We start from the raw sequence: 25,716 nt of genomic DNA, 5'->3' as shown, positions 1-25,716 counted from the left end.
CTGGACCCGGAACGAGGTAGGGAAGAATCGGCTGGCACCGTTACAGTCTGCCAGCCCCGGAGCGTGAATCGTCAGTGCGAATGCACCTCTGTGGGGTAGTTCTCAGCCTTCCAGCCGTCCCAGTGGGAGCGGATCGAGTCCAGGCTGGCGGCACCCAGGTCGTAGGTCGCAGCGATCACGATAGTGCCGCCGTCGGGCCTTTTCTCCGGAATCACCGGCTGGTCAGCCACAATCAGGAGCCCGTCACCGTGTTCCGCATAACTGCGCACGGTGAGTCCCACCTGGTGGTTGCTCCGGAACCAGACCTTGCCGGAAATGGCCTCGCCTGTGGGAAGCGTGAGCGAGTACTCCTCCCCAGGAGCCGGGACGTCGGCCAGGCCGAGTTTCTGGATGCCGGAGCCGCTACCGCCTGGCAGGGAGACGAAATGCGTACGCCGGTGCCCGTGTGGATGGCGTTCCAGGGCGAATCGGAGCTGGTGCAGGAACGTCAGCCAGCCTTGGGTGATGTCCTCGTCCCACGCGGCCCATTCGGAATCGTGGTCCAATGCGGCCCGAGTTACGCGGACCTCGGTGCCTCCGCTGACGGGGGTGAGGTCGAAAACATCCCCGCCGTTCACGGTGAGGCTTGTGTGGTCGGGATTCTCGACCACGGCGGTGCTGAAGTAGATTTGGTTGATTTCGTCGCCAAGCTCATCGGCCTCCCAGCCGTGCCATTGAGCCACGAGCGACGGTTCGCGCAGCGAAGTCCAAACTTGCTGCGCGTCGGCATTAACAACAACGCTCAGATTGTTCGTCATGGCCCGAATCTACCGCCGTTGGAGCGAACGCGACAGGTCTTGCGAAATCCTCCGATAGCGCCTAAGCCCGCACGGCCTCGAGTTCGTTCGCGATCCGGTGATCGAGTTCACCTACGCCGAGGGTGTTCGAGCCGCCGTGCGAGCGCAGGAACAGCAGGGTTTCGAGCCGGAGCAGCCGCCATTCGCGCTCGGCATCGCGGTTGCCGTTGTCGATGGAACGGAAGATTTCCTTGTCGTACAGGTTCGGTTCGTTGAGCCCGCGCTGCCGGACTTTGGCGGCGATCCGGGCCTTGAATGGGTCTGTCTCGATGGTGTCCGGCGCTTGAAGGAGTTGATCGTAGACTTCCGCGCGTTCCGTTTGGCCGAGCTCGCGGCAAATGAAGCTGGAAAGTGCGAGGGAACGTTCAACGGACATCCACCGGTCGCGGTTTCCGTCGTAGGGGAGCACGTTGAGAATATCGGCCACCGCGAGGGCGTGGTCCGGATCCCGCAGTTCGATGAAAAGATCGTGGGCCAGGTCGCTCAGATCCCGCAGGCAGCTCCCCGACTTCGTATTGATGCCCTTCACGAGGCGTTCGCTCAGTACCGAGACGCCGTTCCTGCCGGGGTGCGCTTCGGCGGCGGCGGCCACGACGTCCTCGGGGGAGTCGGTCGGTTCAGGGATCAGGGCGAGCTGCGCGGGATCCGGCGCCGTCGAGGGCATAAGGGACCCGCTGACAGTCGGTTCCACCGCAGGCAAAGGAGGTACGACGACGGCGGGAACGGCTTCCGCGGGCGAGTCACCGGCGTCGGGCGTACCGCCGTCGGGCGCGTCGTCGGGTGTACCGCCTTCGGGCGCGTCGCCGGGCGTACCGCCGTCGGGCTCGGCGTCGGGCGTACCGCCTTCGGGCGCGTCGCCGGGAACCGGCTCCGCCGGCGAGGCCTGATCTTCCGTGGGCAGCGCGTCGTCGTCGGAAACGGCCGCTTCGCCTACCGGGACGCTGGACCCGATCGCGATCCGCACTTTCCCGCCGTCGAGCGTGGTCACCAGGATGAGCGCGGGCGCGCCAAAGTCGTCGTGTTCGAGCTCGATGTGCGTGATTTCCTCCGCGGGACCATCCCCAGGGAGGAACAAGTAGTCCCCGATTTGCAGGGCCCCAGCCTGCTTTTCACGGTACTGCTGGTCGGCCGGGCTGTGAGTCATCGGAAGTCCTTTGGTTCTCTTGGGGTCCGCCCAACAGTCTATAAAACGCACCCAGCAAATCGGGGAGGTGGCTACTACCCGCGCTGCCGCTACTGTCCGACGCCGGCGAAAGCCAAAGCCTGGCGGACCAGATTGCCTCGGCCGCCGCTGAATTCCTGCTGGACGTCGTCGCTGAGGATTTCCTGCGGAGTCATCCACGTCAGCTCAAGGGCGTCCTGGCGCGGTTCGCACTCGCCGGTCACGGGGATGACGTAGACGAGGGACACGGCGTGTTGGCGGTCGTCCGTGAAGCCGGTTTGCGACGGCGCAGGGAAGTACTCGGCCACCGTGAATGGCACGGGACTGACGGGCAACTGGGGGAAGGCCAGCGGCCCGAGGTCCTTTTCCATGTGCCGCAACAGCGCGGCCCGGATGGTTTCGCGGTATAGCACGCGGCCGGACACGAACGAACGGACCATGGCGCCGTCGGCGTCGCCCTGCAGCAGGGTACCTACCTCGTTGACGAATCCGAGTGGATCCAGACGCACGGGAACCGCCTCCACGTAAACCATGGGGAGGCGGCCGCGGGCTTCGAAGAGGTCTTCATCGGAAAGCCAGCCGGAGTACGGGTCAGGGGTACGAACACTCATGGTTAAGTTCTACCCCATCCCATGCCGTTCCATGCCGCACGAATCAGAGAGCAAGGATTGCGTCGAGCCCAAACCGGGAACGCTCGCTCACTTATGTGGCCAAAATCGGTGTCCCTTCTGCAGATGATCTGAGCGAGCGTTGGGGGAAATACCGGTATAGGTGAGCGAGCGTCGGGGAAAAGACCGATATTGGTGAGCGAGCGTCGGGTTAGAGGGACCCGGCCACGCTGATCGTTCCGCCGCGCGGGGCCTGGATCGTGAGAAGCGAGCCGGCCAGGGCGAAGGCTGCCCTGAGTCCGGCGGCGGTGAGCCGGGCTTCCAGAGCTGCGAGGTCGCCGTCGTACTCGAAAGCCAGGCTTCCCGCAGCCGTCGCCGAAGACTCCCGGACCAAAAGGACGCCGCCATTCTTCGTGCTGAAATCCGCGAAGTCCGCAGCCGCCCGCCGCGGCCGTGCGCCGATGTTGCGCAACTCCTGCGCAGGCCCCGGCAGATCAGGCGTGAGCCAAGTCCCGACGACGGCGAGCCCCGGATCCGCTTCCGGGCTGGTCGTGCGGCTGGTTGCCTTATCGGCAAAGAACGTGAAGCCGTCCCGGGCGGTGACGCGGACGGCCTGCCCGCGATCGGCGTCGAACAGTTCGGCGCGGGTTCCGTCCGCAGCGGTGCGTCGGGCGAACTCGGCCAGATCTCCGACCTCAACGCCGAATACGGTTGTGCCGTCGTCGGGCGAGCCAGGGGAAACACGGTGCAAGGCCACCCGGCCGGAGCCGGCGTCGAACTCCACCCAATCGCCGTGGTCCTCGACGCACACGAGGCCCAGCGCCACAAGGAGGTGCTTCCAGCCGGCGACGTCGGACGTGAACTGGACGGGTCGGACACGCAGCATGGATCCTCCGCAGAAGTCAGTGGGCTTTCGCCACAGCCTAGCTGGCACCAGAATGGGGCCATGGCTGTTGAACTTGAAGAATTGATCGTCAAAGACGCTGCCGAATGGCGGTCCTGGCTCGAAGAGAACGGCGGCGATAGCCCCGGCGTGTGGCTCGTGCTGCACAAGAAGGGCGGCAACGTGACGGAACTCGATTACGCCGCTGCCTTGGATGAGGCCCTTTGTTTCGGTTGGATCGACGGCCAAGGCAGAAGGCGCGACGACGAAAGCGTCTTCCAGCGCATGACCCGTCGCGGCCCCAAAAGCCCATGGTCCAAACGGAACGTCGGGCACATTGCCCGTTTGGAAGCTGAAGGCAAGATGACCCCGGCCGGATGGGCCGCCGTCGACAGCGCAAAGGCGGACGGGCGTTGGGAAGCGGCCTACGTGGGCCAAGCGGACGCGGAAGTCCCGGAGGACCTCGCTGCCGCCATCGCCGCAGTTCCCGAAGCCCAGGCGATGTTCGATGTGCTGACCGCGGTCAACCGCTATTCCCTGATCTACCGCACCAACTCGGTGAAGAAGGCGGAAACTCGGGCCAGGAAGATCGCTGGTTTTGTCGAGATGTTGGCGCGACAGGAGACTCTGTATCCGCAGAAGAAAAAGCCCGCGGTGGCAGAGTAGCGGCGGGGACTTACTCGGGCTTCCCGGGCTACTCGGGCTTCTCCCGGGACAGGGCGGCGATCCAGCCTGGGGTGTCTTCCCCGAGTCGCCGGTCCAGCAAGACCCTCGCCTTGGCGGCGGCGACCTGGACTTTGCGGTCTTCAGCGCTCACCGAGGCGGGACGCTGCGAGGGGGCGAGGGCTCGGGTTTCGGATGCCTTGGCGGCCGCCAGGAGCTCATCCTCCGTGCCGACTTTGAGGAGCGCGAGTTCCTCCCGCGAGGCGAGTTCGCTTTGGCCCAGAATCTCGATGGCCTTCTGGCCCATTTCGGCCTCGGAGCGGCTGCGGGACAGGGACGCATCCAGCGCCCATTGAGCACGGCGCCACCACTCGGACCTGTTATCCGCCCGCGCCTTCTGCCGCAGGGACAGGAGGCCCACGATTGCGGCAACGATCGCCGCGACAAGGACAGCGAGCGGACTGAGCGCTCCAAGGATCTGCCACCATTCCGCCGACGGAGCGACCACGGTGACAGGCAACGGACTCGGGGACGGGTTCACAGCTCCAGACTAGGCCCCGGCACTGACAATAACTGGACGCGCGCGGCGGCTTCCAGCACCATCCACGCCTGCAGTTGGGTGGAAAGCTCGACGGCGGTGCCCGCCGGATACGTCTCGGCGGCCGGACGCTGTGGTTCCGCCGAGAAGATGAGCCAGCCGTCGTCGTCGTACTTTCCGGAATTCCCGTTGGCAGCGTCGGCGCGGGTAGTCCGCCCCGCCCACAGCGCCTCCGCGGTGTCGAGCACGAGTCGCCCGGCGGTAGCGCGGGTGGGCGCGGGCAACCGCACGTCCCCGGCGGCGAGGGCCAGGTAGCGCACGAGGATTCCGGTGAAGAGTCCGCCGTCGCCGGCGCCTTCACCGCGAAGAACGAGTTTCCCCTGAGTGCCAGGCGGACCGGGGACGGTCAGATGTTCGGCCACCGAGCCCACCAAGGCGGCCGCGCGTGCCAGGTTCGCATCCCCACCCAGCTCCAACAAGGCGCCGAGCACCGGGCCCTGGTTGTAGGTGTAGACCTCTTCCGCGAGGACGAGCTTGCCTTTCTTGATCCAAGCCCCGTCGAGGTACAGGCCGCGGGTGGGTTCGAAGAGCGTCGCGTCGAGCCAGTCCAGGAGCCCTTGGGCCCGCTCCGGCTTGCCGGTCCGGGCGAAGTGCAGCGCCACCGGCGCCGTCGCCGGGGTGTTCTTGAAGTCGCGTTTGGTGCTCCAGAAGGTGCCGCCGCCCATGTCGTCTGTGGAGGCCGACTCGAACTGCGGAGAGAGACTTTTCTGCAAGCGGGCGTTGCGTCGACGGCCGGGCTGGTGCGCCTTTTCGGCCAGAGCGTCCAAGCGCAGCACGGCGAGGGCGAGCCATGCCATGTCGTCGAAGTAGCTGTTGACGTAGCGAAGGAAATTGCGCAAGCGGACAGTGGTGACCAGGCGTGAAGCGAGCCGGCCAGCGCTAGGGCGATCACCGCCGTCGAACCTTGATCCCGAGGCCATTTCGCGCAACCCGGCGTCCACGAGGCAGTCGACGTAGTGCGCCTGCCACCAGTAGTTCCACGGCTGACCCGGAAAACGCGTGGACGGCCGGACCGACGCCGCAAGGTGCGTTCCGGGAAGGGAAAGGAGGCGCCGCCCGAAATGCCGGGTGACCGAACGTGCGCCGTGGTCGGCTCGCGCGGCCCAATCCGGTGTTCCGGTGGTGCCCTGCGGGGCGTCGGGGGCGGACATGGTGACAGCCTAACGCCGCGCGCTTGGCCGCAGGCCCCTCCGCAGTGCACAATCAAAGTGATTCAGTTAACATTCATTAACGGATTTTGGTTCTGCATCAAGGAGGATGGATGGACATCAAGGGCGCAGTTGCGTTGATAACCGGCGGGGCTTCGGGACTGGGGGCCGCAACCGCAAGGCGATTGCTCGACGCCGGAGCATCGGTAGTGCTGCTTGACCTCCATTCCTCTCCCGGAGAGGCTCTCGCTGCCGAACTCAATGCCTCGGGGGCCGAGGGCAGGGCCTTGTTCGTCCCCGCCGACGTCACCAATGAGGAGCAAGTGCAAGCCGCCGTCGACGCTGCCGTCGCGCGGGGTGCGCTCCGGATCCTAGTCAACTGCGCCGGCGTAGCAACCCCGGGCAAGGTGCTCGGCAAGGACGGCGTGCTGCCGCTCGAGAACTTCAACAGGGTCATCCAGATCAACCTCGTGGGCACCTTCAACGTGATCCGCCTGGCCGCCGCCGCAATGGTCCAAAACGAGCCTGCGTCCACCGAGCTCGGTGGCGAGGAACGCGGCGTCATCATCAACACAGCCTCCGTGGCGGCTTTCGATGGACAGATCGGGCAGCCTGCGTATGCCGCGTCCAAGGGAGCCGTGGCCGCGATGACGTTGCCCCTGGCCCGTGAATTTGCGCGCTCGCTGGTACGGGTCATGGCCATCGCGCCCGGCATCTTCGAAACCCCCATGTTGGCCGGCCTGCCACAGGACGCCCAGCTCTCCCTGGGCCAGCAGGTACCGCACCCCGCACGTCTTGGCCGTCCCGCCGAGTACGCCAACCTCGTGGCGCACATCGTGGAAAACGCCATGCTCAACGGCGAAACCATCCGCCTCGACGGCGCCATCCGGATGGCACCGAAATGAGCCAGGCGCACAAGCTGGCGGCCGCCGTGGAACACTCGGCTGGTTCTTTGCCCTCCTTGCCTGGGGCGGACTTTTTCGATTTCGAATCGCTGCTCAGCGTCCAGGAACAGCGCAAACTCAATGAGCTCCGGGAATTCCTCGCCACCGAAATCGCGCCGTATGCCAAGGATTGGTGGGACAAGGCCGAGTTCCCGGCGCACATCCTGCCCAAGCTCGCGGCCCTTCGCCTAAGCACCCCCACGCACCGAGGCTACAGCAACCTGTTCGCCGGGCTCGTGATCGCGGAAATGACCCGCGTGGACACCTCTATTGCCACGTTCTTCATGGTCCACCACGACCTCTTCATCGAGGCGCTCTACGAGTTCGGCTCCAAGGACCAGCAGGACCGGTACCTCGACGACGCCTCAAACCTCCGGACCACCGGAGCGTTTGCGCTCACGGAACCGGATCACGGTTCCGACGTGGCCGGCGGCCTGCAGACGGTGGCCCGCCGAGTCGCCGGGGGAGCCGACGACGGCGGCGACTACTGGGTGCTGAACGGCGCCAAGCGCTGGATCGGCAACGGGACGTTCTGCGATCACATGCTGGTCTGGGCTCGGGACGAAGCTGACGGCGCCGTCCGAGGCTTCATCGTGGACGCCACGCTGCCCGGGGTGACGCGCACCAAGATCGAGAACAAGATCGCCCTGCGCACCGTGCAAAACGCCGACATTATCCTCAAAGACGTCCGGATTGCCGAGGCGGATCGTTTCGCCGGTATCAACAGCTTCGCCGACACGAACCACCTGCTGCGCGGATCCAGGCTCATGGTGGCCTGGCAGGCCGTGGGCCAGCAGTTGGCTGCGTTCGACGTCGCCCGGAAGTACGCGCTTGAACGCCGGCAGTTCGGCCGACCGCTGGCGAAGTTCCAGCTCATCCAGCAGCAATTGGTGGACATGCTCGGAAATGCCGTGGCCAGCATGGGCATGATGGTGCGGATCGCCCAGCTGCAGGAGGACATCTACACGGACAGCAAGGGAGTGCGGCACGGCGGAGCCCAAATGGCACAGGTGGCCCTGGCCAAGGCGTACTGCAGCGCCCGGATGCGCGAAACCGTGGCGATGGGCCGGTCCATCCTGGGCGGGAACGGCATCGTGACCGATTACCGGATGGCCAAGATCTTTGCCGATGCCGAGGCGATCTACACCTACGAAGGATCGTTCGAGATCAACTCGCTCATCGTGGGCCGGGCCGTGACAGGGGTTTCCGCGATCGTTTGAGGGCTTTTTTGGCGGGGCGGGCTCGCGGTGGGGCTCGATTCCGGCGCCGGGGTCGCAAAACCGGGGCTTGTTTCCCAGGCAGGAGCTTGAAGCGCGGCGATGGGAAACAAGCCCCGGTTTGAGGCCGACGCCTCAACCTCCGGACAATTGGTCCTCGAGATTGAAGATTTCCGTGAGTTGGACGAAGCCTTGGTCCGGCGTCCGTTGGTCGTCTTCGAACAGCAGTGCCATTTCCGTCTGCCAGCGGGCATTCACATCAGTCAAGGCCATGCGGGCACGTGCCGCGTCGAAATCGTCGCATTCCACGTATCCCACCAGCAGCCCGTCGTCGGCGAGGAACAACGAATAGTTGTTCCAGCCGGCCGCCTTGAGTTCACGGAGCATCTCCGGCCACACGGCCGCGTGCCGGCGTCGATATTCGGGAATCTGGCTGGGTTTGACCGAGGAACGAAAGCAGATGCGCATATGGATTCTCCTCTTCTGTGAATCGTTTCATTCAAAGGCTGCGATTCGCCCTCGTAATCGCTTGGGTTACCGGGCGCCGCTCCGAAGCTGGCGGTACTCCTCGCTGGCAACGGGCGTCGCGTTCGCCGTCCCCAGTTGGTTGAGCGGGATACGGTAGGTTTCACGGGCCGACCAGGCAGCCACGGCGCCGATGACACAGATTCCGAAACAGATGGACCCGATGATGAGCGGGACATTCGCCGATCCCGGCGGGGCGATTGCCGCGAAGATGCTCGGAAGGAACGCGGTGATGACGAGGCCGATGTTCTGCGAGATGGCGAATCCCGTGACGCGGGTGCGGGCGGGGAAGAGCTCCTGGAAGAAGCTGGCGAAGGTTGCATTCCAGACCTGGTACAGCGTGCCCCACATGATGATCGAGAGGACGATCGTGAGCAGTACGTTGTTCTGGCTCACCGCGTACAGGTAGGCGTAGGCCAGCACGCCGGAGCTCAACGAGCCGAAGATCATCAACGGCCGGCGGCCGAACCGATCCGACAGATCTCCGAACAAGGGGATAAGGGCGAGTGCGACGACGTTGGCCAGGACCGGGATCCAGAGGTAGACAGTAGTACTCATCCCGACGCCGTAACCCGGCTGGGTGGCGTACGCCGCACCGAAGACCGCGACGGTGACGCCGACGACGTTGACCAAGGTCATGCAGATTGCCCGGACCACGTCCAGGCCGCTTTCCCGCAGAACGCGGACGATCGGCATCTTCGGGATCTCCTGGTGCGCCTTTTCCTCAGTAAAGATGGGTGTTTCTTCGACCCGGCGGCGGATCATGTACCCGGCGAACACCACGAGGGCGCTGAGGAGGAACGGAATGCGCCAGCCCCAGGATTTGAACGCTTCATTGGAGAGTACGGCGGAGAGCGGGAGGAAGACAGCCGCGGCAATGATCTGTCCGGCCTGGGTGCCTTGGAGCGCGAAGCTTGCGTAGAAGCCCCGACGACCGAACGGCGCGTGCTCCACGATCATGGCGCTGGCGCCGCTCAGCTCGCCGGCCACCGCGAAGCCCTGGATGAGCCGGACGGCAACCAGGAGGACGGGTGCCAGAAGCCCGACCTGGCCATAAGTCGGCAACAATGCGACGGCGAAGGTCGACGCGCCCATCATCAACATGGCGAGGACCAGGACGTTCTTCCGGCCGTGCTTGTCGCCCCATTGTCCGAGGACGAAGGCACCAATCGGGCGAGCCACATAGCCCACGGCGTATGTGCCGAGCGAAGCGATCAGCGCAACGGTCGGGTTTCCCGCAGGGAAGAAGACGCCCGGGAAGACGAGCGCAGCGGCCTGCGCGTAGATGAACCAGTCGTAGTACTCAAGGGCGCTGCCGATCCAGCCGCTGGCTGCCGCTTTCCTCGTGGTGCTGGACGGTCGCGGTCCGGTTGAACTTCGCTGCCTGCTCGCGTCGATCTTCATATTGTCCTCCTTTGGACAAGTCGTTTTGGGCCACTGGAAGGGGCTTCCCGTCTTTGGGTCTGGTTTCCAGCAGGAGGGCGGCGCCATCGCAAGAATCGGTCTGAATCTCCGCTTGGTATGCGCTTTCCCACTGGTAAGCGCTTTCCATGAGACACCCGCGCGGCCCCGCTGTCAAGGGGAAATTGTTGTGCCGGTCACACTCAGCCCTCGGGAATTGTCCTTACGCCGAGGGTGACGTTTCGGTGCTGCGTCGCAGCACAACCGCGCCCGTGACGGCGGAATGGGTGCTGAGCTCTTCGCCCGCCTCACGCTCGTTGGAGCTTCCGAGGGTGGCGAGCTTGCCGATCTCTTCAAGCGGCAGGCTCACGGTGGTGAGGGCCGGGCGGAAGTCGCGCAAGGTTTCAATGTCATCGAATCCTGCAATCAGTGCGTCGCGGGGGATCCTCAAGCCCTGGGAGCGAAGCGCGGCCACTGCGCCGATGGCCATCACGTCGTTCGCGGCAAAAATGCAGAGCCGGGCCCCGGCGCTGCCGGTCGATCGCTCAGCCCCCGCTGTTTGTCCGGCTTTGATCCGGGCAGCGAGCTGGAGTCCGGCTTCATAGCCGCCCTCGCGGTCGAATCGGCTGCGGATCACCTCGGCCTTCGGCCGTCCGGCGTCAGCCAGACCTCGCTGGAATCCGCGGATGCGGTCATCTGATGTCAGCCGTCCTTCCGGGCCGCCGATGATGACGAAGCCGCCGTGGTTGCCGGCGGCGAGTTTGGCGGCGAGCTCCGCAGCCAGTTCTTCGTTCGGAACGGAAACGACGTGGTAGCCGTCCGTTTGGGAGGCTCCGATGATGCCGTGGCCCACGACGCCGACCTTGCCGCCATTGCGGCAGTACCGGTCGAGTTCAGCGGCCAATTCGGCATTACTGCCCTTGTCGCCAGGCTGGGTCGATCGCGATCCCGCTATCACGATGGAGTCCGCCCTGCGCGCGGCGAAGGCGGCGACGGCGGCCCGTTCGTCAGTGGGTGTGCCCTCGGTGGTGGCCAGGAGAACCATCTTGTGTTGTTCCCGTGCGGCAGCCTGGACGCCGCGGGCTATGGCCGAGAAGTAGGGATCGGCGATGTCGTGCACAATCAGCCCGATCAGCCCGGAGCGCGCTTTTGCGAGGCCCTGGGCCTGGGCATTCGCGATGTAGCCGAGGGCGTCGGCCGCCTGCCGGACGCGCTCGGCGATCTCCGGTGCGGGCGTCCTGGCGGAGCCATTGAGCACCCGGGAGGCCGTGGCGGGGGAGACGCCGGCCAGTTTGGCCACTTCGGACAGCGTGCTTGCAGTCACGGACAACTCCTCTTCAAAAGCCTCGGTCTCGGGCACTTTCAGCAACATCCGATTATTGCAGTCCTGACCAGCCTCGGGAAAGCGATTGCCAGACCCGGAGCCGCGTGTCATCATGAATGCAGTGGGAATGCGCTTTCCCACTTCATTCACTTTCCATTGAAGAGGACTCATGGGCTACGAAACAAAGACGATCCGCATCGCCATGAACGGCATCACCGGCCGGATGGGCTACCGCCAGCACCTGCTGCGTTCCATCCTCCCCATCCGGGACGCCGGGGGCTTTACCTTGGCGGACGGCACCCGCGTCCAGGTTGAACCGATCCTGGTGGGCCGCAACGAAGCGAAAATCCGCGAACTCGCCGAACTCCACAAAGTCTCCGAGTGGTCCACCGACCTCGACGCAGTCATCAACGACCCCACGGTCGACGTCGTTTTCGATGCGTCGATGACCAGCCTCCGCGCGGCGACCCTGAAAAAGGCAATGCGCGCCGGGAAACACATTTTCACCGAGAAGCCGACGGCCGAGACGCTGGAAGAAGCCATCGAACTGGCCCGGATCGGCAAGGAATCCGGCGTCACGGCCGGCGTGGTGCATGACAAGCTTTACCTGCCGGGCCTGGTCAAGCTGCGCCGCCTCGTGGATGAGGGTTTCTTCGGCCGCATCCTCTCCATCCGCGGCGAGTTCGGCTACTGGGTCTTCGAAGGCGACATCCAGGCAGCGCAGCGCCCGTCCTGGAACTACCGCAAGGAAGACGGCGGCGGAATGACAACGGACATGTTCTGCCACTGGAACTACGTCCTGGAAGGCATCATCGGCAAGGTCAAGAGCGTCAGCGCCAAGACCGCCACCCACATCCCGACCCGCTGGGATGAACAGGGCAAGGAATACAAGGCCACGGCCGACGACGCGTCCTACGGCATCTTCGAGCTCGAGACCCCTGGCGGAGACGACGTCGTCGGCCAGATCAACTCTTCCTGGGCCGTCCGCGTCTACCGCGACGAACTCGTGGAGTTCCAGATCGACGGCACGCACGGCTCCGCCGTCGCGGGCTTGAACAAGTGCGTCGCGCAGCAGCGCGCCCACACCCCCAAGCCCGTCTGGAATCCGGACTTGCCCGTCACGGAGTCCTTCCGCAGCCAGTGGCAGGAAGTCCCCGCCAACGCCGATCTGGACAACGGCTTCAAGCTGCAGTGGGAAGAATTCCTGCGCGACGTCGTTGCCGGCCGCGAGCACCGCTTCGGCCTGCTTTCTGCTGCCCGCGGCGTGCAGCTCGCCGAGCTCGGCCTGCGGTCCAACGACGAGCGCCGCACCATCGACATCCCGGAGATCGAGCTCTGATGACTTCCCTTCTCCTCCCAAACCACGACGGCGGGACCCGCCTCTACAGGTTGCAGCCGGCCACGTCGTGGGCCAGGCCGACGGCGCCGCTGACGTCCCGGCGCGCCTATGCCGCTGCGCACGTGATTCCGGAAGCGACAGCCGACAATACCCCGGGCGCCCCGGCGCACTTGGACTGGGACGCCACGATGGCGTACCGGCACGAGCTGTGGTCCTACGGCCTGGGCGTTGCTGATGCCATGGACACCGCCCAGCGCGGCATGGGCCTGGACTGGGCCGCGACGCAGCAGCTCATCAAGCGAACCGGCGTCGAAGCGGCCTCCGTGGTGGCGTCCGGCAACGCCGCCACTGCTGGCAAGAGCGTCCGGGATCTCGTCTCCTGCGGCGCCGGAACGGACCAGCTGGACCCGGACTCTGTTCCCGAGGGTCCCTCCGGTATCAAAGCGGTGTTGGACGCGTACCGCGAGCAGATCGCCGTCGTGAGCGAAGCCGGACCGAAAGTCATCATCATGGCGTCCCGGGCGCTGGCCAAAGTGGCTGCAAGCCCCGGGGACTACCTGCACGTTTACTCCACGCTCCTCAGCGAAGTGGACCAGCCGGTCATCCTGCACTGGCTCGGGACCATGTTCGACCCCGCGCTGGCCGGCTATTGGGGCTCTAACGACGTCGCCGAAGCAACTGAAACCTTCCTTGGCCTGATCCGCGATCACGCGGACAAGGTGGACGGCGTGAAGGTCTCGCTGCTGGACGCTTCGCATGAAGTTGCCCTGCGCTCAGCCCTTCCGGCGGGCGTCCGCCTCTACACCGGCGACGATTTCAACTACCCGGAACTGATCGACGGCGACGGCGCCCACCACTCGGACGCGCTGCTGGGCATCTTCGCCGCGATCTACCCTGCCGCTTCGGTGGCGCTGCAGAAGTACGACGCCGGCGACGCTGCGGACGCGCGCGCCATCCTGGACTCCACCCGCGAACTGGGCAAGCACATCTTCAGCGCCCCCACGTTTTACTACAAGACCGGGATCGCGTTCATGTCCTGGCTCAACGGCAAGCAGCCCGGATTCCAGATGGTCGGCGGACTGCATTCCGGCCGCTCGGTGGTCCACCTGGCGCGCACCTTCGAACTCGCCGACCAGGCCGGGCTCCTGCGCGATCCAGCGCTGGCCGCCTTCCGGATGTCCGATTACCTTCGCATCAACGGAGTGGGCGCATGAGCGACTTTTCGCGACTGTCGGACTTTTCAAGATTGTCACTGAACAGCGCCACCACCAAGAAATGGACGCTCGCCGAAGCCGTGGACGGTTGCGTCCGGGCCGGAATTCCGGCGATCGGACCGTGGCGGGACATCGTCGCCGACACCGGCTTGGACAAGGCCGCCAAGCTGATCAAGGACGCCGGACTTCGCGTCTCGTCCCTCTGCCGGGGCGGTTTCCTCACAGCGGCCGACGCCGAAGGGCAGGCGGCCGCGCTGGCGGACAACCGGGCGGCCATCCTGGAAGCCGTGGCGCTGGATACGCAGGAGCTGTTCCTGGTGGTCGGCGGGCTCGCGCCGGGCGAGAAAGACGTCGTCGCAGCCCGCCAGCACGTGGCCGATCGCCTAGAGGACCTGGTGCCCTTCGCCGTCGAGCACGGGGTCCGGCTGGTGCTTGAACCCCTGCACCCGATGTACGCGGCGGACCGAGCCCTCATCTCGACCCTGGGCCAGGCACTCGACCTCGCTGCGCCCTACGACGCGAAGGCGGTCGGCGTCGCCGTCGACACCTTCCACGTCTGGTGGGACCCCGAACTGAAGCAGCAGATCCAGCGGGCCGGCCGGGAGAACCGGATCGCGTCCTACCAAGTGTGCGACTTCAACCTCCCCATCGCCGCCGACGCGCTGCTCTCGCGCGGCATGATGGGAGACGGCGTGATCGACTTCGCGACGATCGGCAGCTGGGTGCGCGACGCCGGCTACGCTGGCGACATCGAAGTGGAAATCTTCAACCAGGACATCTGGGACGCCGACGGCGACGCGGTCCTGGCAGCCATGAAACAGCGCTACGCGGAGCTCGTGCTGCCGTACGCCTAACGGCGCGGCGCGATTTGGGAAAGGCGGGGCACATTGCGTGCCCCGCCTTTCCGCGTGCCTATCCTGCAGCGGAAGCCCTACCTGCCGTCAGCTCGGCGACCTTGGCCGGAGACAACTTGGCGTCGACGATCCACACGATGAACGTGCGGACCAAGGATTCACCTGCGCCGAGCTCCACTGGCCGGTCCCAGGCCACGGCCGAACCCACTGCCGGGTAATCCGCCATCCGGACGAACCAAGGATCCTGCACCTCAGCCGGGGCGGCGAACACCAGAGTGGCGGGGCCTTCAGGGAAGTCCGCGGCCCAGGCCAGCCACGGCGCCACCGAGCCGTGGACTTGGGGTTCACCGGCCCTCTCCGCTGTGAAGACTTCTGCCGCGGCGCACGCAGGCAAGCGCCAGAAGAAGCCGCCGTAGCCGCTTCCGAGGGCGCCGTTGGAGCCGGGGCTGCCGAGCGAGGAGTCGACGACGGCGGTCAGTTCTGTTCGTAGCTCCAGTTGCCACGTGCGGTGGTCAAGCAGCCTGGACCGGGTGGTGCGGCGTTCGCGGAGAAGTTCGGCGCCGTCCGGTGCCTGCCAGCTCAATTCCTGCTCCAGCAGGCCTGCCGCGTACATTGTGGAGCGTTCGATGATGCGGCCGTGGTCTTGCCGTTCTTCGTAACGGCCGGCAGCGCGGGTGTACGTCTTGCCGCCCCAGAAATTGCTGCCGTTCACATCCTGCAAGGCGAATCCCGCGCCAAGATGCCAGGGGTGGTCGGCGGGCAGATGGTCGGTGACCTTGACTCCGGCGAGTGTTCGGACCGGGTGCAGATAGGGCCGCGGGGAGAGCCGGGCGGCCAGGCCGGCACCGCTCTGCAGGGTTGCCAAGACGACAGAGGCCTGGCCGGTTTTTATCGCAGGGGCGCCGGGCTCACCGCCGTCGGGCAGGCTCAAGAGCGGCCTTCCGGCGTCGACGGCTGGCCGCGCCCAAGGCAAGCCAAGTTCGCTGAAGGTGGCGTGCGCCGCCGTCGCGCGTTCCAGAGCGTCTTCGATTCCGTCGATCACCGCGCGGGCTGCATCACCCTCGCCCTCCCAGGTGACGTACTGCTCCGGGATCAGTGCGGGAGATTCTGCGGTGCGGATGGCCTCCAGGACCTGCATGAAGGCGCCGCTGTCCGCGAGCGGGCTGATGAGCGGCGCGCCGGTTGCGGGACCCGGCGTCGAGCGCTCCAGGCGACGATGCTCCAGCAGGTCCTCGGTGAGGTCCACCCGGCTGTACACGGTTTCGCGCTTCCCGGCGGCAGAGCTGACAGTGAGGCGGTCTTCGGTGTAGTGGAACACCGCCATGCCTTCGCTGCCCTGCAGGGTGATGTACGGTTCCAACGATTCGGAGGCGCAGAGCGTGAGTGCGCACGTGATGGGCAGGCCCGTGGCTGTGCCGATCCGGATCACGGAGGTGTCGTCGGATTCGATGTCATTGGCGCGGTACAGGTCTGTTTCCACGGAGGCAAGATCGTCCACTGTCCGCGCCCCGGCGATCCTCAGCGCGGTGGCGATGGCGTGTGCCAACGGGTTGGTCGCCACCCCGTCAACAACGTCGATGCCGTCCAGGCTGCGTTTGCCCGCCCAGCGGGAGCGCTTGTAATAGGCGCGGTCACGCACCCAACGCCCGGTGGCCGAGATGCCCAGAAGCGTGCCGATTTCTCCCCCCGCAAGCAGTTCTTCAATGGCCTGGAGGCCGCGGGATCCGAGGCTCTGGAAGCCGACCTGGACGCTCCTGCCGGCCGCAGCGGCGGCTTCCTGCAAACGATTGAAGTCGGCGAGCGAAGCGACCGGAGGCTTCTCGAGGTACAGATCGGCATGGGGAAGCGTTGTGAGGGCGAGCTGTGCGTGCGTTTGGATAGGTGTGGCCACAATGACCAGGTCCAGCGCGGGGGTTCCCGCCAGGAGTTCGTCCAAGTTGCTGAAGACAGCAGTTCCGGGCGGGAGCGCCCCGGGGGTAGGCGGATTCGGGTCGGCTACGGCAACAAGGCGCACGACGCCGTTGGCCTGGAGCCTTTCGAGGTTCTGCAGGTGGTGCGCGCCGAAGCCGTGGACCCCCACGAGGGCCACTCTGCTCGCCTCATGGCTGGGCTGTTTGCGTTCTGCCGGGACGGGCGTGGACAGGGTGCCCATAGCTCTCCTCATCTATCCCCGGGGATCGGGGTGCTGACGTCGGTGTCGTTCCAAAGCTCTTGGTAAGCGCTTTCCAAGAAGAGTGTACCGTGCCTTATGGGAGATGTAACGCCCTTTGGTTTCAGACGATCCGGCCTGCCGGCAGCTTTTCCCCAGCTTCTACCGCCACGTCGATCGAATTTCCCGCCACGGGCATAGGGCACGTTCCGTACGGAGTGAAGGCACTGGGGTAGTTGATGGCGCGGTTGAAGTCCAGCACGACTGAGCCATCGTGCCGGGGGCGCGAGACGGCCAGCTTGCGCCATTCGTCCGTGGTGTTGCCGTTCGTTTCGTCATGGAAGGTGACGGTGAGGGCTCCGAGCTTCTCAGCCTCGGCGTGCAGGCGGATCTCGTGGGGAAGGCCGGGCGCCCGGAATACGACCTCGCCTACGGATCGATGGACCCCGTCCACCAAGGGGTTGGCTGTCCCGATCGGAACATCCACAGGCTCCGGGTAGGCCTCGAAATGGCCTTCAAGCACCCAGTCCGGGTTGTATTCATAGGTGGGAACGGCGTCGAACTCCGTCAACACCGGCGAGGAGTCGTCCCTGGTGCGGATGGCGTACTTGTCCGCGCGCATGGCCAGTTCGACCACCACCTCCGTGCCATCCGCGCCGCCGAACTGCACCCACATGAGCGATTCCTCGTCCTGGAGGGTAGCCGAAATCGTGCCGTCCACCGGAGCTCCCGTCTCCACGACCGTGAGTCCGTCCGCCGCGCTCGCGGTGAGTGTCGCCGTCGTGCCGTCCGTTGACCAGAGCCCCGGGACGAGCTCGACGGCGGCGGGTGCGGATTCGAGCCACTGGAAGGAGGTGAGGGTCAGCCAGCCGTGGTCCGCTGCGAGGGCGGCGTTGCGGCCGTTGCGGAAACGCTGCCAGCGTTCCAGCTGGGCGTTGCTTGCGGGGGCTGTTGCGCTCATGGTTCCTCCAGCGGCTTGGGCGGTGTTCGTTGGCTTAACCATGCACCCGTCACCACCATTCCCTGAACCCAAGTAGTCCCCACCGCCACCCTCGCCTCGCAAGTCCCCACCGGCTCCCAGCCTTCGCAAGCTCAGTCAGGGACCCTCGCCGGTGGGGCCCCACGGCCAGGGAACCCTGGCGGCGTGGGCCCACGCATTAGATGCCGTTTTGAGCGCTGAAAACGACATCTACTGCGAGTCAGTTGGGGCAGGCAGGGCGGACGTGCAGAGTGAGCATGACAACATTTGAGACGGATTGCCACCCCCGCAAGAGCTGCGGGTAAGATTCCGTAGGAATATTAGTAATCCGGCTCACAGTATCCAGCGCAGTGTACGGGCCACACCCAACGCCAGAAGGTATTTTTCATGGTTGACACTGCACATCTCAGCACCGACCTTGCCGCGGAACTGCGGGCCGATGTCCGCCGCGTCTCCACGCTTCTCGGAGAGTCGTTGGTCCGCCAGCACGGGCCCGAGTTGCTTCGGCTCGTCGAGCAGGTGCGCCTGCTCACCAAGGAATCCAAAGAAGCCGCCCGCGGCGGCGCCGACGCCACAGGTCCGTGGAGCGCGCACGACGTCGTCGCCCAGGTCCGGGAGTTGCTCGCCTCATTGCCCCTTGAGGAAGCCACCGAGCTGGTCCGCGCCTTCGCCTTCTATTTCCACCTCGCCAACGCCGCCGAGCAAGTGCACCGAGTCCGCGGACTGCGCACCCGCCAGGAAAAGGACGGCTGGTTGGCCAAAGCCGTGGCCGAGATCGCCGATGAAGCCGGAACCCAGGCCCTGCAGGACGTCGTCAATGAGCTGGACGTTCGTCCTATTTTCACCGCGCACCCCACCGAAGCCTCCCGCCGTTCGGTACTGGACAAGATCCGAAAGCTCTCGGACGTGCTGGCAGAATCCACTGTTGAGGGCACGGCCGCCCGTCGTCGACAGGACCGCCAGCTCGCCGAGATCATCGACCAAATGTGGCAGACCGACGAACTGCGCCAAGTCCGCCCCACACCGGTAGATGAGGCCCGCAACGCCATCTACTACCTGAGCAGCATCCTGACCGATGCCATGCCGGAAATGCTCACGGACCTTTCCGAGCTGCTGGGCGAGCACGGCGTGGTGCTGCCGGCGCACAACGCCCCCATCCGCTTCGGTTCCTGGATCGGCGGAGACCGCGACGGCAACCCGAACGTCACCGCTTCCGTCACGCGCGAGATCCTGCAACTGCAGAACCAGCACGCCGTGCGGATCAGTATCTCGATGATCGACGAACTGATCTCCATCCTCTCCAACTCGACGGCCCTGGTGGACGCGGAAGAGGACCTCCTGGACTCGATCGCCGTCGACCTCAAGAACCTGCCTGGCCTCGACAAGCGCATCCTGGAGCTGAACGCGCAGGAGCCCTACCGCCTCAAACTGACCTGCATCAAAGCCAAGCTCATCAACACGGGCCGCCGCGTGTCTGCATCCAGCCACCACGAACCCGGCCGTGACTACGCCTGCACCTCGGAACTCCTGGCAGAGCTCGAGCTGGTGGAAACTTCGCTGCGCAAGCACTCTGCCGTGCTCGTGGCCGACGGCGCGCTGGCCCGCGTCCGCCGTGCGATCGCCTCCTTCGGGCTGCACTTGGCGACCCTCGACATCCGCGAGCATGCCGACTACCACCACGACGCTGTCGGGCAGCTGATGGATCGGATCGGCGTCGGAACTCCCTACGGCGAGTTGAGCCGCGCCGAGCGCTTCGAGCGGCTGAGCGCGGAGCTGGCTTCGCGCCGTCCGCTGTCCGGCCACCCCATCAAGCTCGACGGCGACGGCGACCGCACCTACGACGTCTTCCGCAGCATCCGGCACGCCCTCCAGACGTACGGGCCCGACGTCGTCGAAACCTACATCATCTCCATGACGCGCGGCGCGGACGACGTCCTGGCCGCCGCGGTGCTGGCCCGCGAAGCCGGACTGATCGACCTGTTCGGCGCGGCTCCGTATGCCAAGATCGGCTTCGCCCCGCTCCTGGAGACCGTGGAGGAGCTGCGTGCCTCGGCCGAAATCGTGGACCTACTGCTCTCCGATCCGTCCTATCGCTCGCTGGTTCGGCTGCGTGGGGATGTCCAGGAGATCATGCTGGGATACTCGGATTCGAACAAGGAATCCGGCGTCATGACCAGCCAGTGGGAGATCCACAAGACTCAGCGGAAGTTGCGCGACGTCGCCGCCAAGCACGGCGTGAACGTCCGGTTGTTCCATGGCCGCGGCGGTTCTGTGGGCCGTGGCGGCGGACCGACCTACGACGCCATCATGGCCCAGCCGAACGGCGTGCTCGAAGGCGCGATTAAGTTCACGGAACAAGGCGAAGTCATCTCGGACAAGTACTCCCTGCCGGAGCTCGCCCGCGAAAACCTGGAGCTCTCGCTGGCCGCCGTGATGCAGGGTTCCGCGCTGCACCGCGCCCCGCGCACTTCAGACGACGAGCGCGAACGTTACGGCCAGGTCATGGAGATCATTTCCGACGCCGCGTTCGCCCAATACCGCACCCTGATCGACGATCCTGACCTGCCCGCGTACTTCCTGGCCTCGACTCCGGTGGAGCAGCTCGGATCCCTGAACATCGGCTCACGACCCTCCAAGCGCCCCGATTCCGGCGCCGGACTGGGCGGTCTTCGTGCCATCCCGTGGGTGTTCGGATGGACCCAGTCGCGGCAGATCGTTCCAGGCTGGTTCGGCGTGGGCTCAGGTTTGAAGGCTGCCCGCGAGGCAGGCAACACCGCCGAGCTTGCGGAGATGATGGAACGCTGGCACTTCTTCCAGTCCGTGATTTCCAACGTCGAGATGACCCTCGCCAAGACGGACATGGACATCGCCGGGCACTACGTGTCTTCGCTGGTTCCGGAAGAGCTGCACCACCTGTTCAAGGCCATCCGCACTGAGTACGATCTCACGGTTGCCGAAGTGGAACTCCTGAGCGGGGAAACCGAGCTCCTGGAAGCGCAGCCGACGCTCAAGCGTTCCCTCGAAATCCGCGACCAATACCTCGATCCCATCAGTTACCTGCAGGTGGAGTTGTTGCGCCGCGTCCGCGAAGCTTCCATTTCCGGCGCCGAGATCGACGAACGCCTCCAGCGGGCCATGCTCATCACCGTCAACGGCGTGGCCGCCGGCCTCCGCAACACGGGATAGCCTCACCCCCTTCCGACGCTCGCTCACTTATGTCGGGTTTTTTGGAAACGCCCGCTCACATCATGTGAGCGAGGGTGCGGCCGGAAGGGCTTGTTTGTGAGCGAGGGTTGGGTCCTTGAGACGCTCGCTCACTTATGTGGGCGTTTTTCGGAACGCCCGAGAATTGTCAAGCTGTGTGGAGTCACTGGGCTATTTTTTGGGGTGTTTGGTCTGGGGGAGGTTGATCCCGACGTATGTGGCGGGGGCCGGTGTGGTGGGTCGTTGGCGGAACCTTCCTGGGTGTCGTTCGTAGTAGTCCTGGTGGACTTTGTCGCGTTTGTCCCAGAGCTCTTTCCACGAGCCGTCGTGGACTTGTGATGGTGAGAACAGTGCGATACCGGAGTGTTTGTGATCGGTGCTGTACCAGTGCACATAGCCGGTGAGGTATTCCCTGGCGGTATCGAGATCGTCAAAGATCCGGGGGTAGCGGGGCCGGTATTTCATCGTGCAAAAGCCTGACTCCGAGAAGGGATTGTCGTTGGATTATCCGGCTAATAGCCCTGTATGCCGGGGATTGGCCGGTTAAGGATTCAGCTTTTTCGGGTGGTCAGTTTCCGGAGTTGTTCTTCGTGGCGCCGCACGCTCGTGGCGAGGGTATCGAGTGCGGCGCGGAGGGTGGCGATCTCGTCGGTGAGGCCGGTGAGGGTGCCGCTGGCGGCGGCGCGGTGACGGTTTTCCTCGATGATGGCCCGGATCATTGGGTCCCGATAGAGGGTGGTCCGGCCCAGGCCGGTGTGGGCGGCAACGGCGGTGAAGGTGACTGCCTGTCCGTTCCGAAGGAGATCGGCGCAGGCGCGCTCGACGGTGTTGAGGGTGCTCGTGTTGGTCATCCTGTGGTGGCCTCGCTGTTCAGCCTGTCGAGTCGTGTGATGAGCTGTTTGTGACGGTCGGCCTCGGCGATCCAGCCTCGTTGTTCGGCGTCGCGGGCGAGTGCGTCCGCGTCAACGCGTTGCGCGGCGAGGATCGGCAGTGAGCTGGGCTCGGCGTGGAAGCTGGGGCAGTGCTCACAAATATTTGCGTAAGCGCATGCCCCCTGGGCGGGGGCCCGCAGGCAGAACCCTCCGGCCATGCGGGACTTCAGCAAAGGGGTGTCCTTCCAGTCTTTTCCGCCGGTGATGTCTCTGAGCGGCAGGCTGGTCCTGCCGCTGTGAGGTGTGAGTGCCTGTTGTTTGGCCAGATCAAGGGCCCGTTCGTACTCGGTGCGCACGGTGGCGTCGAACAGCCGTCCGTAGCGCAGGCTCATCTCTGCGGACATGTGGCCCAGCAGCGCCATCAGGGCCTGCAGCGAGACACCGGCGTTGACCAGGGCGGTGGCGTAGGTATGCCGTAGCTGGTGCGGGGTGATGTGTTCGAGCCCGGCGAGCCCGGCGGCGCGGTCGAGTTCGGCGCGGACCGCTTGTTGCCCGAGCCGGCGTCCGTGGTGGGTGAACAGGAACTGGGCCGGGCGTCGGTAACGAGGGTGTGGCAGCGGCCGGCCGTGCGATCTGGTGCTGGTTATGTGGTCGATCAACTCCAGGATCTCTCCATCGAGAGGGATCATCCGCTCGGTGTCCAGCTTACCGAGGGGGACCTTCAGCCAGCTGCCGTGGCCGGGGACTTCGTGGACGCAGTCCAGTTCAAGATCGAGCAGTTCCCCGATCCGCAACCCGCAGGCGCGTTGGAGCCGCAGGGCGGCAGCGGCCAGCTCATTTCCCGGGGACTCGGTCAGGACCTGGGTGAGGCGCCGGTCGATATCGACGGGCAAATAACGCGGCAGTGTTTGCGGGAGCTTGGGAATGTCGTCACGGAACAACAGCCTGCGCGGCGGCGCTTCGGGCCAGTCCCACTCGGTGATGTCGGTCAGGAACCCCATCAGCGCGAGCACCCGCCGGGACCGGTCAGCGACGGTGATCACCTCACCGTTCTTGGTGTTGACGGCATCGACCATGCTGCTCAGGTAAGGCTCGATGTGCTTGCGTCGGTTGAGGGCAGCGACGGAGTCCAGATCCGGGTCGATACCGGCCAGGAACTCACCGAAGTGCTTGAGCCGGGTCGCGATCGTTGACACGGTCTTCGGCCGGCAGGTCGCGCGCTTGCGGTCCAGATAGGCGATCATCGCTGTCCGGATCGGCGGACGCACCTGGGCCAGCCGTTCGGCGAACGGGACCGGGCCGCCGGCGCGGGGAAGTTCATCAAGGACTCCGAGGTGGAACAGTACCCGTTGGGCGTTGCTTGCCGCCGCCAGGTAGTGGCTGTGGCCCTTGCCGGTGCGCCCCTGCCTGTCCCGGCAGGCCTCGGTGAACTCGGCCAGATCGGTCAGGGTGAGCTGTTCCAGGCGTCGTCCGGTTTGGATGAGGAGCCTGACCGGCACCTGGGAGCCGGTGGCGAACCGGACCCGTTCGGTGAATCCCAGGTCGGCGGCTGCGGTCATGAACCGGTCCAGGTCCGTTGCCAGCGGGGAGTCTTGGATCTCGCGCCAGATGGTGGAGAGCTTGCGTTCCAGCAGGTAGTCATAGCCTGGCCGCAGGCCTTGGTGCAGCATCAGGAAGGTGATGATCGGCCGGGTAGCTGACCCGGCGGACAAGCGCACCTGCAGCGGCTCGGCTGCCCATTGCTGCGGTTCCGGCCACCGCTGGAAGAACGTCGTGGCCGCTGATGAGTACGCGGTGTTTCCCCGGCCGGTCCGCCTCAGGTAGTCCAGATACGCGGTGTGCGGGTCACTGCTGGGAACGGATGCGATCGCGAGCGGCATCGAACTCTGCTTTCACGTGGGCCGGAGCCAGATGGATGTAGCGGGCAGTGGTATCGACGTGCGCATGGCCGAGCAAAGCCTGCATCACCGCCAGATCGACGCCCGCCTCGGCCAGTGCTGTCCCGAACGTGTGCCGCAAGGCGTGCGGGTGACCGCCAACGATTCCGGTCACGCCGCGGTGATAACGGAACACCGTGCGCAGCCCGGCCGCGGTCAACGGCTGGCCCCGGTTCGGCCCCTTGGCCACGAGAAACAGGGGTGCGCTGACTGATTCGGGCCGCTCGGCCAGCAGATACACCTGGATGACGGAAGCCACGTCCGCGTCAAGGGGCACCCGTCGCTCCCGCTGTCCCTTGCCGAGCACCTGCAGCCACCGGCCGCCGATATCGACGTCCGTGACGTCCAGGGCCAGCACCTCGGCCGAACGCAACCCGCAATAAAGCATCAAACCCGCGATCGCCCGGTCCCGCCAGGTGTGAAAACTGGCCAGCAGCTCGGCCGCATCAGGCTGAGACAACGCCTTGGGCAGCCGACGTGGTTCGCGCAGCCGAAGCGAGGAACGGTTCTTTGGCCGCCGGACCGTATGCGCCAGCATCCCGCTCCGCTCACCGGACGCGACCCAACGCGCTTCCCGGCCCTTGGGAACCGGGTTCTTCATCTCCGGGTCCCGCATCGCGGCGAAGGCGAACAAACCTGAGATCGCGGCCAGCCGACGGTTGATCGTCGTCGCGGCGTACTGATCCAACCGGCGCCCCGACAGCCTGATCACGTTCGGTCCCGCCCTGCCCGGAACCCGGGCATCGCGGCAGGCACGCAGGAACCGAAGCAGCACCTCCGTGCTCACCTCCGCCAGCGGATGCCCGGCAATCAGAAGCCACCGGCAAAACGCCAGCAGGTCATACCCGTAGGAACGCACCGTCTTCGGCGAGTAGTTCCTGTCCGCCAGATACCCAAGGTACTCATCCACGAGCTTGAACTGGGGTGCGTCCTGACCGGCCAACGCCCAGCCGCCGTCACGCTTCTCAAGCGAAAGACCGCAATCGCTGTTCATGAAGAACAGGTGTACCAGCAGTGATCCAGATCACAAGGCAGGTCCCGTGGCGTGGCGTGTCGTTGGCCTGCAGAGACAACGGCATTAGCCGGTTAAGAGGGAGACGTAGGGGCGGTTATGGCTGAGTTCCACGCCGTGGACGGTGAGGGTGTCACGGAGCAGGTTTGATCTCATGGCCGGGCCTGAATCGGCATGCACGATGAGCGGGGCGCCGTGCCGGGCGATGGCTGTCGTGAACATCTCCGCGGCGAGGTGGTCGGACTCGCGTTCCTCCGCCCGCCAGCCGACGATCTCCCGGGAGAAGATGTCCATGATGGAGTACACCTTGAAAACCTTCCCCTGCCACTTTGAATAGATGTCCGTGATGTCCCAGGACCAGACCTGGCAGGGTCCGGTGGCCTTGACCACCGGCATCTCAGAGGAGCCGCGCTTGACCCCACGCTTGCGCGGGATGATGGGGCGGGCCTGCTGATCCTCGTGCCCTGCCGCGATCCGCCACCACGTGCGGTTGGAGGCGAGCAGCACGCCGTTGTCCCAGGCGGTGGCGAAGGCATGGTCGACGGAGTTGCCCTTCTCCCAACCGGCCAGGATGAGCCCCAGGATCCGGTCGTGATGCGCGGTGCTGATCCGGCATTCGTAGGCCCGGTCGGCCTGGTGGATCGGGTCCTGCACCGCCGGACGGGGATTGGACCGGTAATGCCAGGTCCCGCGCGACACGCCCGCCAGCTCGAGCGCTGTCCGCTGGGAGCCGATGATCACACGCAGCTCCTGGACCAGGTTGTTCTCGGCCGCTACGAACCGTTCTGAGCGCTCGTCGGGGTTGTATCGGGCTCTGGCACGCTCAAGTCGTGCAAGAGCCCGATAG

General features: G+C 65.5%; 22 protein-coding genes and 1 pseudogene. 7 read left to right on the top strand and 16 right to left on the bottom strand.

The window, feature by feature from the left end; all coding sequences use genetic code 11:
• Window positions 1-71: 71 nt before the first annotated feature.
• The 4 genes from ABH924_RS07360 to ABH924_RS07345 all read right to left on the bottom strand — a co-directional run bounded on the left by ABH924_RS07360 (window position 72) and on the right by ABH924_RS07345 (window position 3,492).
• Window positions 72-797, bottom strand: coding sequence for an SRPBCC domain-containing protein (locus ABH924_RS07360; RefSeq protein WP_404497870.1), 726 nt, complete (start codon window positions 795-797; stop codon window positions 72-74).
• A 61-nt stretch (window positions 798-858) separates the two neighbouring features.
• A complete protein-coding gene (locus ABH924_RS07355) occupies window positions 859-1,980 on the bottom strand; it encodes a DUF6707 family protein (protein WP_404497869.1) in 1,122 nt (373 codons plus the stop codon).
• Between the two features lie 89 nt (window positions 1,981-2,069).
• Window positions 2,070-2,609 carry an NUDIX hydrolase family protein gene (locus ABH924_RS07350; protein ID WP_234754938.1) on the bottom strand — a complete coding sequence of 180 codons (540 nt, stop codon included), beginning with the start codon at window positions 2,607-2,609 and terminating at the stop codon, window positions 2,070-2,072.
• A 208-nt stretch (window positions 2,610-2,817) separates the two neighbouring features.
• Entirely contained in the window at window positions 2,818-3,492 is a 675-nt protein-coding gene (locus tag ABH924_RS07345) for a VOC family protein (protein ID WP_404497868.1), read from the bottom strand.
• 60 nt (window positions 3,493-3,552) lie between these two features.
• Here ABH924_RS07345 and ABH924_RS07340 point away from each other — a divergent pair, with 60 nt between their 5' ends.
• A complete protein-coding gene (locus ABH924_RS07340; RefSeq protein WP_404497867.1) occupies window positions 3,553-4,155 on the top strand; it encodes a YdeI family protein in 603 nt (200 codons plus the stop codon).
• A 28-nt stretch (window positions 4,156-4,183) separates the two neighbouring features.
• Here ABH924_RS07340 and ABH924_RS07335 read toward each other — a convergent pair whose 3' ends face one another.
• Together ABH924_RS07335 and ABH924_RS07330 are read right to left on the bottom strand one after the other, a co-directional pair.
• Entirely contained in the window at window positions 4,184-4,693 is a 510-nt protein-coding gene (locus ABH924_RS07335; protein ID WP_404497866.1) for a hypothetical protein, read from the bottom strand.
• A complete protein-coding gene (locus tag ABH924_RS07330) occupies window positions 4,690-5,901 on the bottom strand; it encodes a glycoside hydrolase family 76 protein (protein WP_404497865.1) in 1,212 nt (403 codons plus the stop codon). Before ABH924_RS07330 ends, ABH924_RS07335 begins: the two co-directional genes overlap by 4 nt.
• A gap of 110 nt (window positions 5,902-6,011) precedes the next feature.
• Between ABH924_RS07330 and ABH924_RS07325 the strand changes: the two genes are divergently transcribed.
• Together ABH924_RS07325 and ABH924_RS07320 are read left to right on the top strand one after the other, a co-directional pair.
• On the top strand, window positions 6,012-6,803 hold the full coding sequence (locus ABH924_RS07325; RefSeq protein ID WP_404497864.1) for an SDR family NAD(P)-dependent oxidoreductase: 792 nt from the start codon (window positions 6,012-6,014) through the stop codon (window positions 6,801-6,803).
• Window positions 6,800-8,062, top strand: coding sequence for an acyl-CoA dehydrogenase family protein (locus ABH924_RS07320; RefSeq protein ID WP_404497863.1), 1,263 nt, complete (start codon window positions 6,800-6,802; stop codon window positions 8,060-8,062). The genes ABH924_RS07325 and ABH924_RS07320 overlap by 4 nt, the downstream gene beginning before the upstream one ends.
• A gap of 132 nt (window positions 8,063-8,194) precedes the next feature.
• On the opposite strand, the gene ABH924_RS07315 is transcribed toward ABH924_RS07320, so the two are convergent.
• From ABH924_RS07315 to ABH924_RS07305, 3 genes are all read right to left on the bottom strand, one after another.
• Entirely contained in the window at window positions 8,195-8,527 is a 333-nt protein-coding gene (locus ABH924_RS07315) for an L-rhamnose mutarotase (protein WP_404497862.1), read from the bottom strand.
• 66 nt (window positions 8,528-8,593) lie between these two features.
• Window positions 8,594-9,988, bottom strand: coding sequence for an MFS transporter (locus ABH924_RS07310; protein ID WP_404497861.1), 1,395 nt, complete (start codon window positions 9,986-9,988; stop codon window positions 8,594-8,596).
• A 220-nt stretch (window positions 9,989-10,208) separates the two neighbouring features.
• On the bottom strand, window positions 10,209-11,309 hold the full coding sequence (locus ABH924_RS07305; RefSeq protein ID WP_404497860.1) for a LacI family DNA-binding transcriptional regulator: 1,101 nt from the start codon (window positions 11,307-11,309) through the stop codon (window positions 10,209-10,211).
• A 169-nt stretch (window positions 11,310-11,478) separates the two neighbouring features.
• Here ABH924_RS07305 and ABH924_RS07300 point away from each other — a divergent pair, with 169 nt between their 5' ends.
• From ABH924_RS07300 to ABH924_RS07290, 3 genes are read left to right on the top strand one after another with little or no spacing between them, the layout of a single operon-like run.
• Window positions 11,479-12,648, top strand: coding sequence for a Gfo/Idh/MocA family protein (locus tag ABH924_RS07300; protein ID WP_404497859.1), 1,170 nt, complete (start codon window positions 11,479-11,481; stop codon window positions 12,646-12,648).
• On the top strand, window positions 12,648-13,862 hold the full coding sequence (locus tag ABH924_RS07295) for a dihydrodipicolinate synthase family protein (RefSeq protein WP_404497858.1): 1,215 nt from the start codon (window positions 12,648-12,650) through the stop codon (window positions 13,860-13,862). The genes ABH924_RS07300 and ABH924_RS07295 overlap by 1 nt, the downstream gene beginning before the upstream one ends.
• A gap of 14 nt (window positions 13,863-13,876) precedes the next feature.
• Window positions 13,877-14,716 (top strand): sugar phosphate isomerase/epimerase family protein, encoded by an 840-nt coding sequence (locus ABH924_RS07290; protein ID WP_404497969.1) that lies wholly within the window; start codon window positions 13,877-13,879, stop codon window positions 14,714-14,716.
• A gap of 58 nt (window positions 14,717-14,774) precedes the next feature.
• Here ABH924_RS07290 and ABH924_RS07285 read toward each other — a convergent pair whose 3' ends face one another.
• Both ABH924_RS07285 and ABH924_RS07280 read right to left on the bottom strand, forming a co-directional pair.
• Window positions 14,775-16,868 (bottom strand): DUF6807 family protein, encoded by a 2,094-nt coding sequence (locus tag ABH924_RS07285; protein ID WP_404497857.1) that lies wholly within the window; start codon window positions 16,866-16,868, stop codon window positions 14,775-14,777.
• A 121-nt stretch (window positions 16,869-16,989) separates the two neighbouring features.
• The gene (locus ABH924_RS07280; RefSeq protein WP_404497856.1) at window positions 16,990-17,826 is read right to left on the bottom strand and encodes a DUF1684 domain-containing protein; all 837 of its coding nucleotides are present in this window, start codon (window positions 17,824-17,826) and stop codon (window positions 16,990-16,992) included.
• 405 nt (window positions 17,827-18,231) lie between these two features.
• On the opposite strand from ABH924_RS07280, the gene ppc reads away from it, so the two are divergent.
• Complete coding sequence (ppc, locus tag ABH924_RS07275; RefSeq protein ID WP_404497855.1) at window positions 18,232-21,030, top strand: phosphoenolpyruvate carboxylase; 2,799 nt, start codon at window positions 18,232-18,234, stop codon at window positions 21,028-21,030.
• A 189-nt stretch (window positions 21,031-21,219) separates the two neighbouring features.
• Here ppc and ABH924_RS07270 read toward each other — a convergent pair.
• The 5 genes and pseudogenes from ABH924_RS07270 to ABH924_RS07250 form a co-directional block, all read right to left on the bottom strand.
• Window positions 21,220-21,537: pseudogene (locus tag ABH924_RS07270) on the bottom strand (integrase core domain-containing protein); the annotation flags it as partial.
• Window positions 21,538-21,599: 62 nt separating this feature from the next.
• Window positions 21,600-21,899 carry a DUF6262 family protein gene (locus ABH924_RS07265; protein ID WP_404497854.1) on the bottom strand — a complete coding sequence of 100 codons (300 nt, stop codon included), beginning with the start codon at window positions 21,897-21,899 and terminating at the stop codon, window positions 21,600-21,602.
• Complete coding sequence (locus ABH924_RS07260; protein ID WP_404497853.1) at window positions 21,896-23,800, bottom strand: tyrosine-type recombinase/integrase; 1,905 nt, start codon at window positions 23,798-23,800, stop codon at window positions 21,896-21,898. Before ABH924_RS07260 ends, ABH924_RS07265 begins: the two co-directional genes overlap by 4 nt.
• On the bottom strand, window positions 23,766-24,851 hold the full coding sequence (locus ABH924_RS07255) for a tyrosine-type recombinase/integrase (RefSeq protein ID WP_404497852.1): 1,086 nt from the start codon (window positions 24,849-24,851) through the stop codon (window positions 23,766-23,768). Before ABH924_RS07255 ends, ABH924_RS07260 begins: the two co-directional genes overlap by 35 nt.
• Window positions 24,852-24,935: 84 nt before the next feature.
• The coding region (locus ABH924_RS07250; protein WP_404497851.1) for a DDE-type integrase/transposase/recombinase at window positions 24,936-25,716 on the bottom strand (781 nt) is incomplete at its 5' end.

The sequence above is a fragment of the Arthrobacter sp. GAS37 genome (assembly GCF_044908325.1).
GTDB lineage: Bacteria > Actinomycetota > Actinomycetes > Actinomycetales > Micrococcaceae > Arthrobacter > Arthrobacter ramosus.
This window is presented reverse-complemented; position numbering and strand designations above follow the sequence as displayed.

Excerpts from the sequence above, each read along its gene's own strand:
- ABH924_RS07345 (WP_404497868.1), bottom strand. The coding sequence starts at position 3,492 with ATGCTGCGTGTCCGACCCGTCCAGTTCACGTCCGACGTCGCCGGCTGG.
- ABH924_RS07355 (WP_404497869.1), bottom strand. The coding sequence starts at position 1,980 with ATGACTCACAGCCCGGCCGACCAGCAGTACCGTGAAAAGCAGGCTGGG.
- ABH924_RS07285 (WP_404497857.1), bottom strand. The coding sequence starts at position 16,868 with ATGGGCACCCTGTCCACGCCCGTCCCGGCAGAACGCAAACAGCCCAGC.
- ABH924_RS07325 (WP_404497864.1), top strand. The coding sequence starts at position 6,012 with ATGGACATCAAGGGCGCAGTTGCGTTGATAACCGGCGGGGCTTCGGGA.
- ABH924_RS07340 (WP_404497867.1), top strand. The coding sequence starts at position 3,553 with ATGGCTGTTGAACTTGAAGAATTGATCGTCAAAGACGCTGCCGAATGG.
- ABH924_RS07295 (WP_404497858.1), top strand. The coding sequence starts at position 12,648 with ATGACTTCCCTTCTCCTCCCAAACCACGACGGCGGGACCCGCCTCTAC.
- ABH924_RS07360 (WP_404497870.1), bottom strand. The coding sequence starts at position 797 with ATGACGAACAATCTGAGCGTTGTTGTTAATGCCGACGCGCAGCAAGTT.
- ABH924_RS07330 (WP_404497865.1), bottom strand. The coding sequence starts at position 5,901 with ATGTCCGCCCCCGACGCCCCGCAGGGCACCACCGGAACACCGGATTGG.
- ABH924_RS07280 (WP_404497856.1), bottom strand. The coding sequence starts at position 17,826 with ATGAGCGCAACAGCCCCCGCAAGCAACGCCCAGCTGGAACGCTGGCAG.
- ABH924_RS07315 (WP_404497862.1), bottom strand. The coding sequence starts at position 8,527 with ATGCGCATCTGCTTTCGTTCCTCGGTCAAACCCAGCCAGATTCCCGAA.
- ABH924_RS07320 (WP_404497863.1), top strand. The coding sequence starts at position 6,800 with ATGAGCCAGGCGCACAAGCTGGCGGCCGCCGTGGAACACTCGGCTGGT.
- ABH924_RS07350 (WP_234754938.1), bottom strand. The coding sequence starts at position 2,609 with ATGAGTGTTCGTACCCCTGACCCGTACTCCGGCTGGCTTTCCGATGAA.
- ABH924_RS07310 (WP_404497861.1), bottom strand. The coding sequence starts at position 9,988 with ATGAAGATCGACGCGAGCAGGCAGCGAAGTTCAACCGGACCGCGACCG.
- ppc (WP_404497855.1), top strand. The coding sequence starts at position 18,232 with ATGGTTGACACTGCACATCTCAGCACCGACCTTGCCGCGGAACTGCGG.
- ABH924_RS07255 (WP_404497852.1), bottom strand. The coding sequence starts at position 24,851 with ATGAACAGCGATTGCGGTCTTTCGCTTGAGAAGCGTGACGGCGGCTGG.
- ABH924_RS07260 (WP_404497853.1), bottom strand. The coding sequence starts at position 23,800 with ATGCCGCTCGCGATCGCATCCGTTCCCAGCAGTGACCCGCACACCGCG.
- ABH924_RS07265 (WP_404497854.1), bottom strand. The coding sequence starts at position 21,899 with ATGACCAACACGAGCACCCTCAACACCGTCGAGCGCGCCTGCGCCGAT.
- ABH924_RS07300 (WP_404497859.1), top strand. The coding sequence starts at position 11,479 with ATGGGCTACGAAACAAAGACGATCCGCATCGCCATGAACGGCATCACC.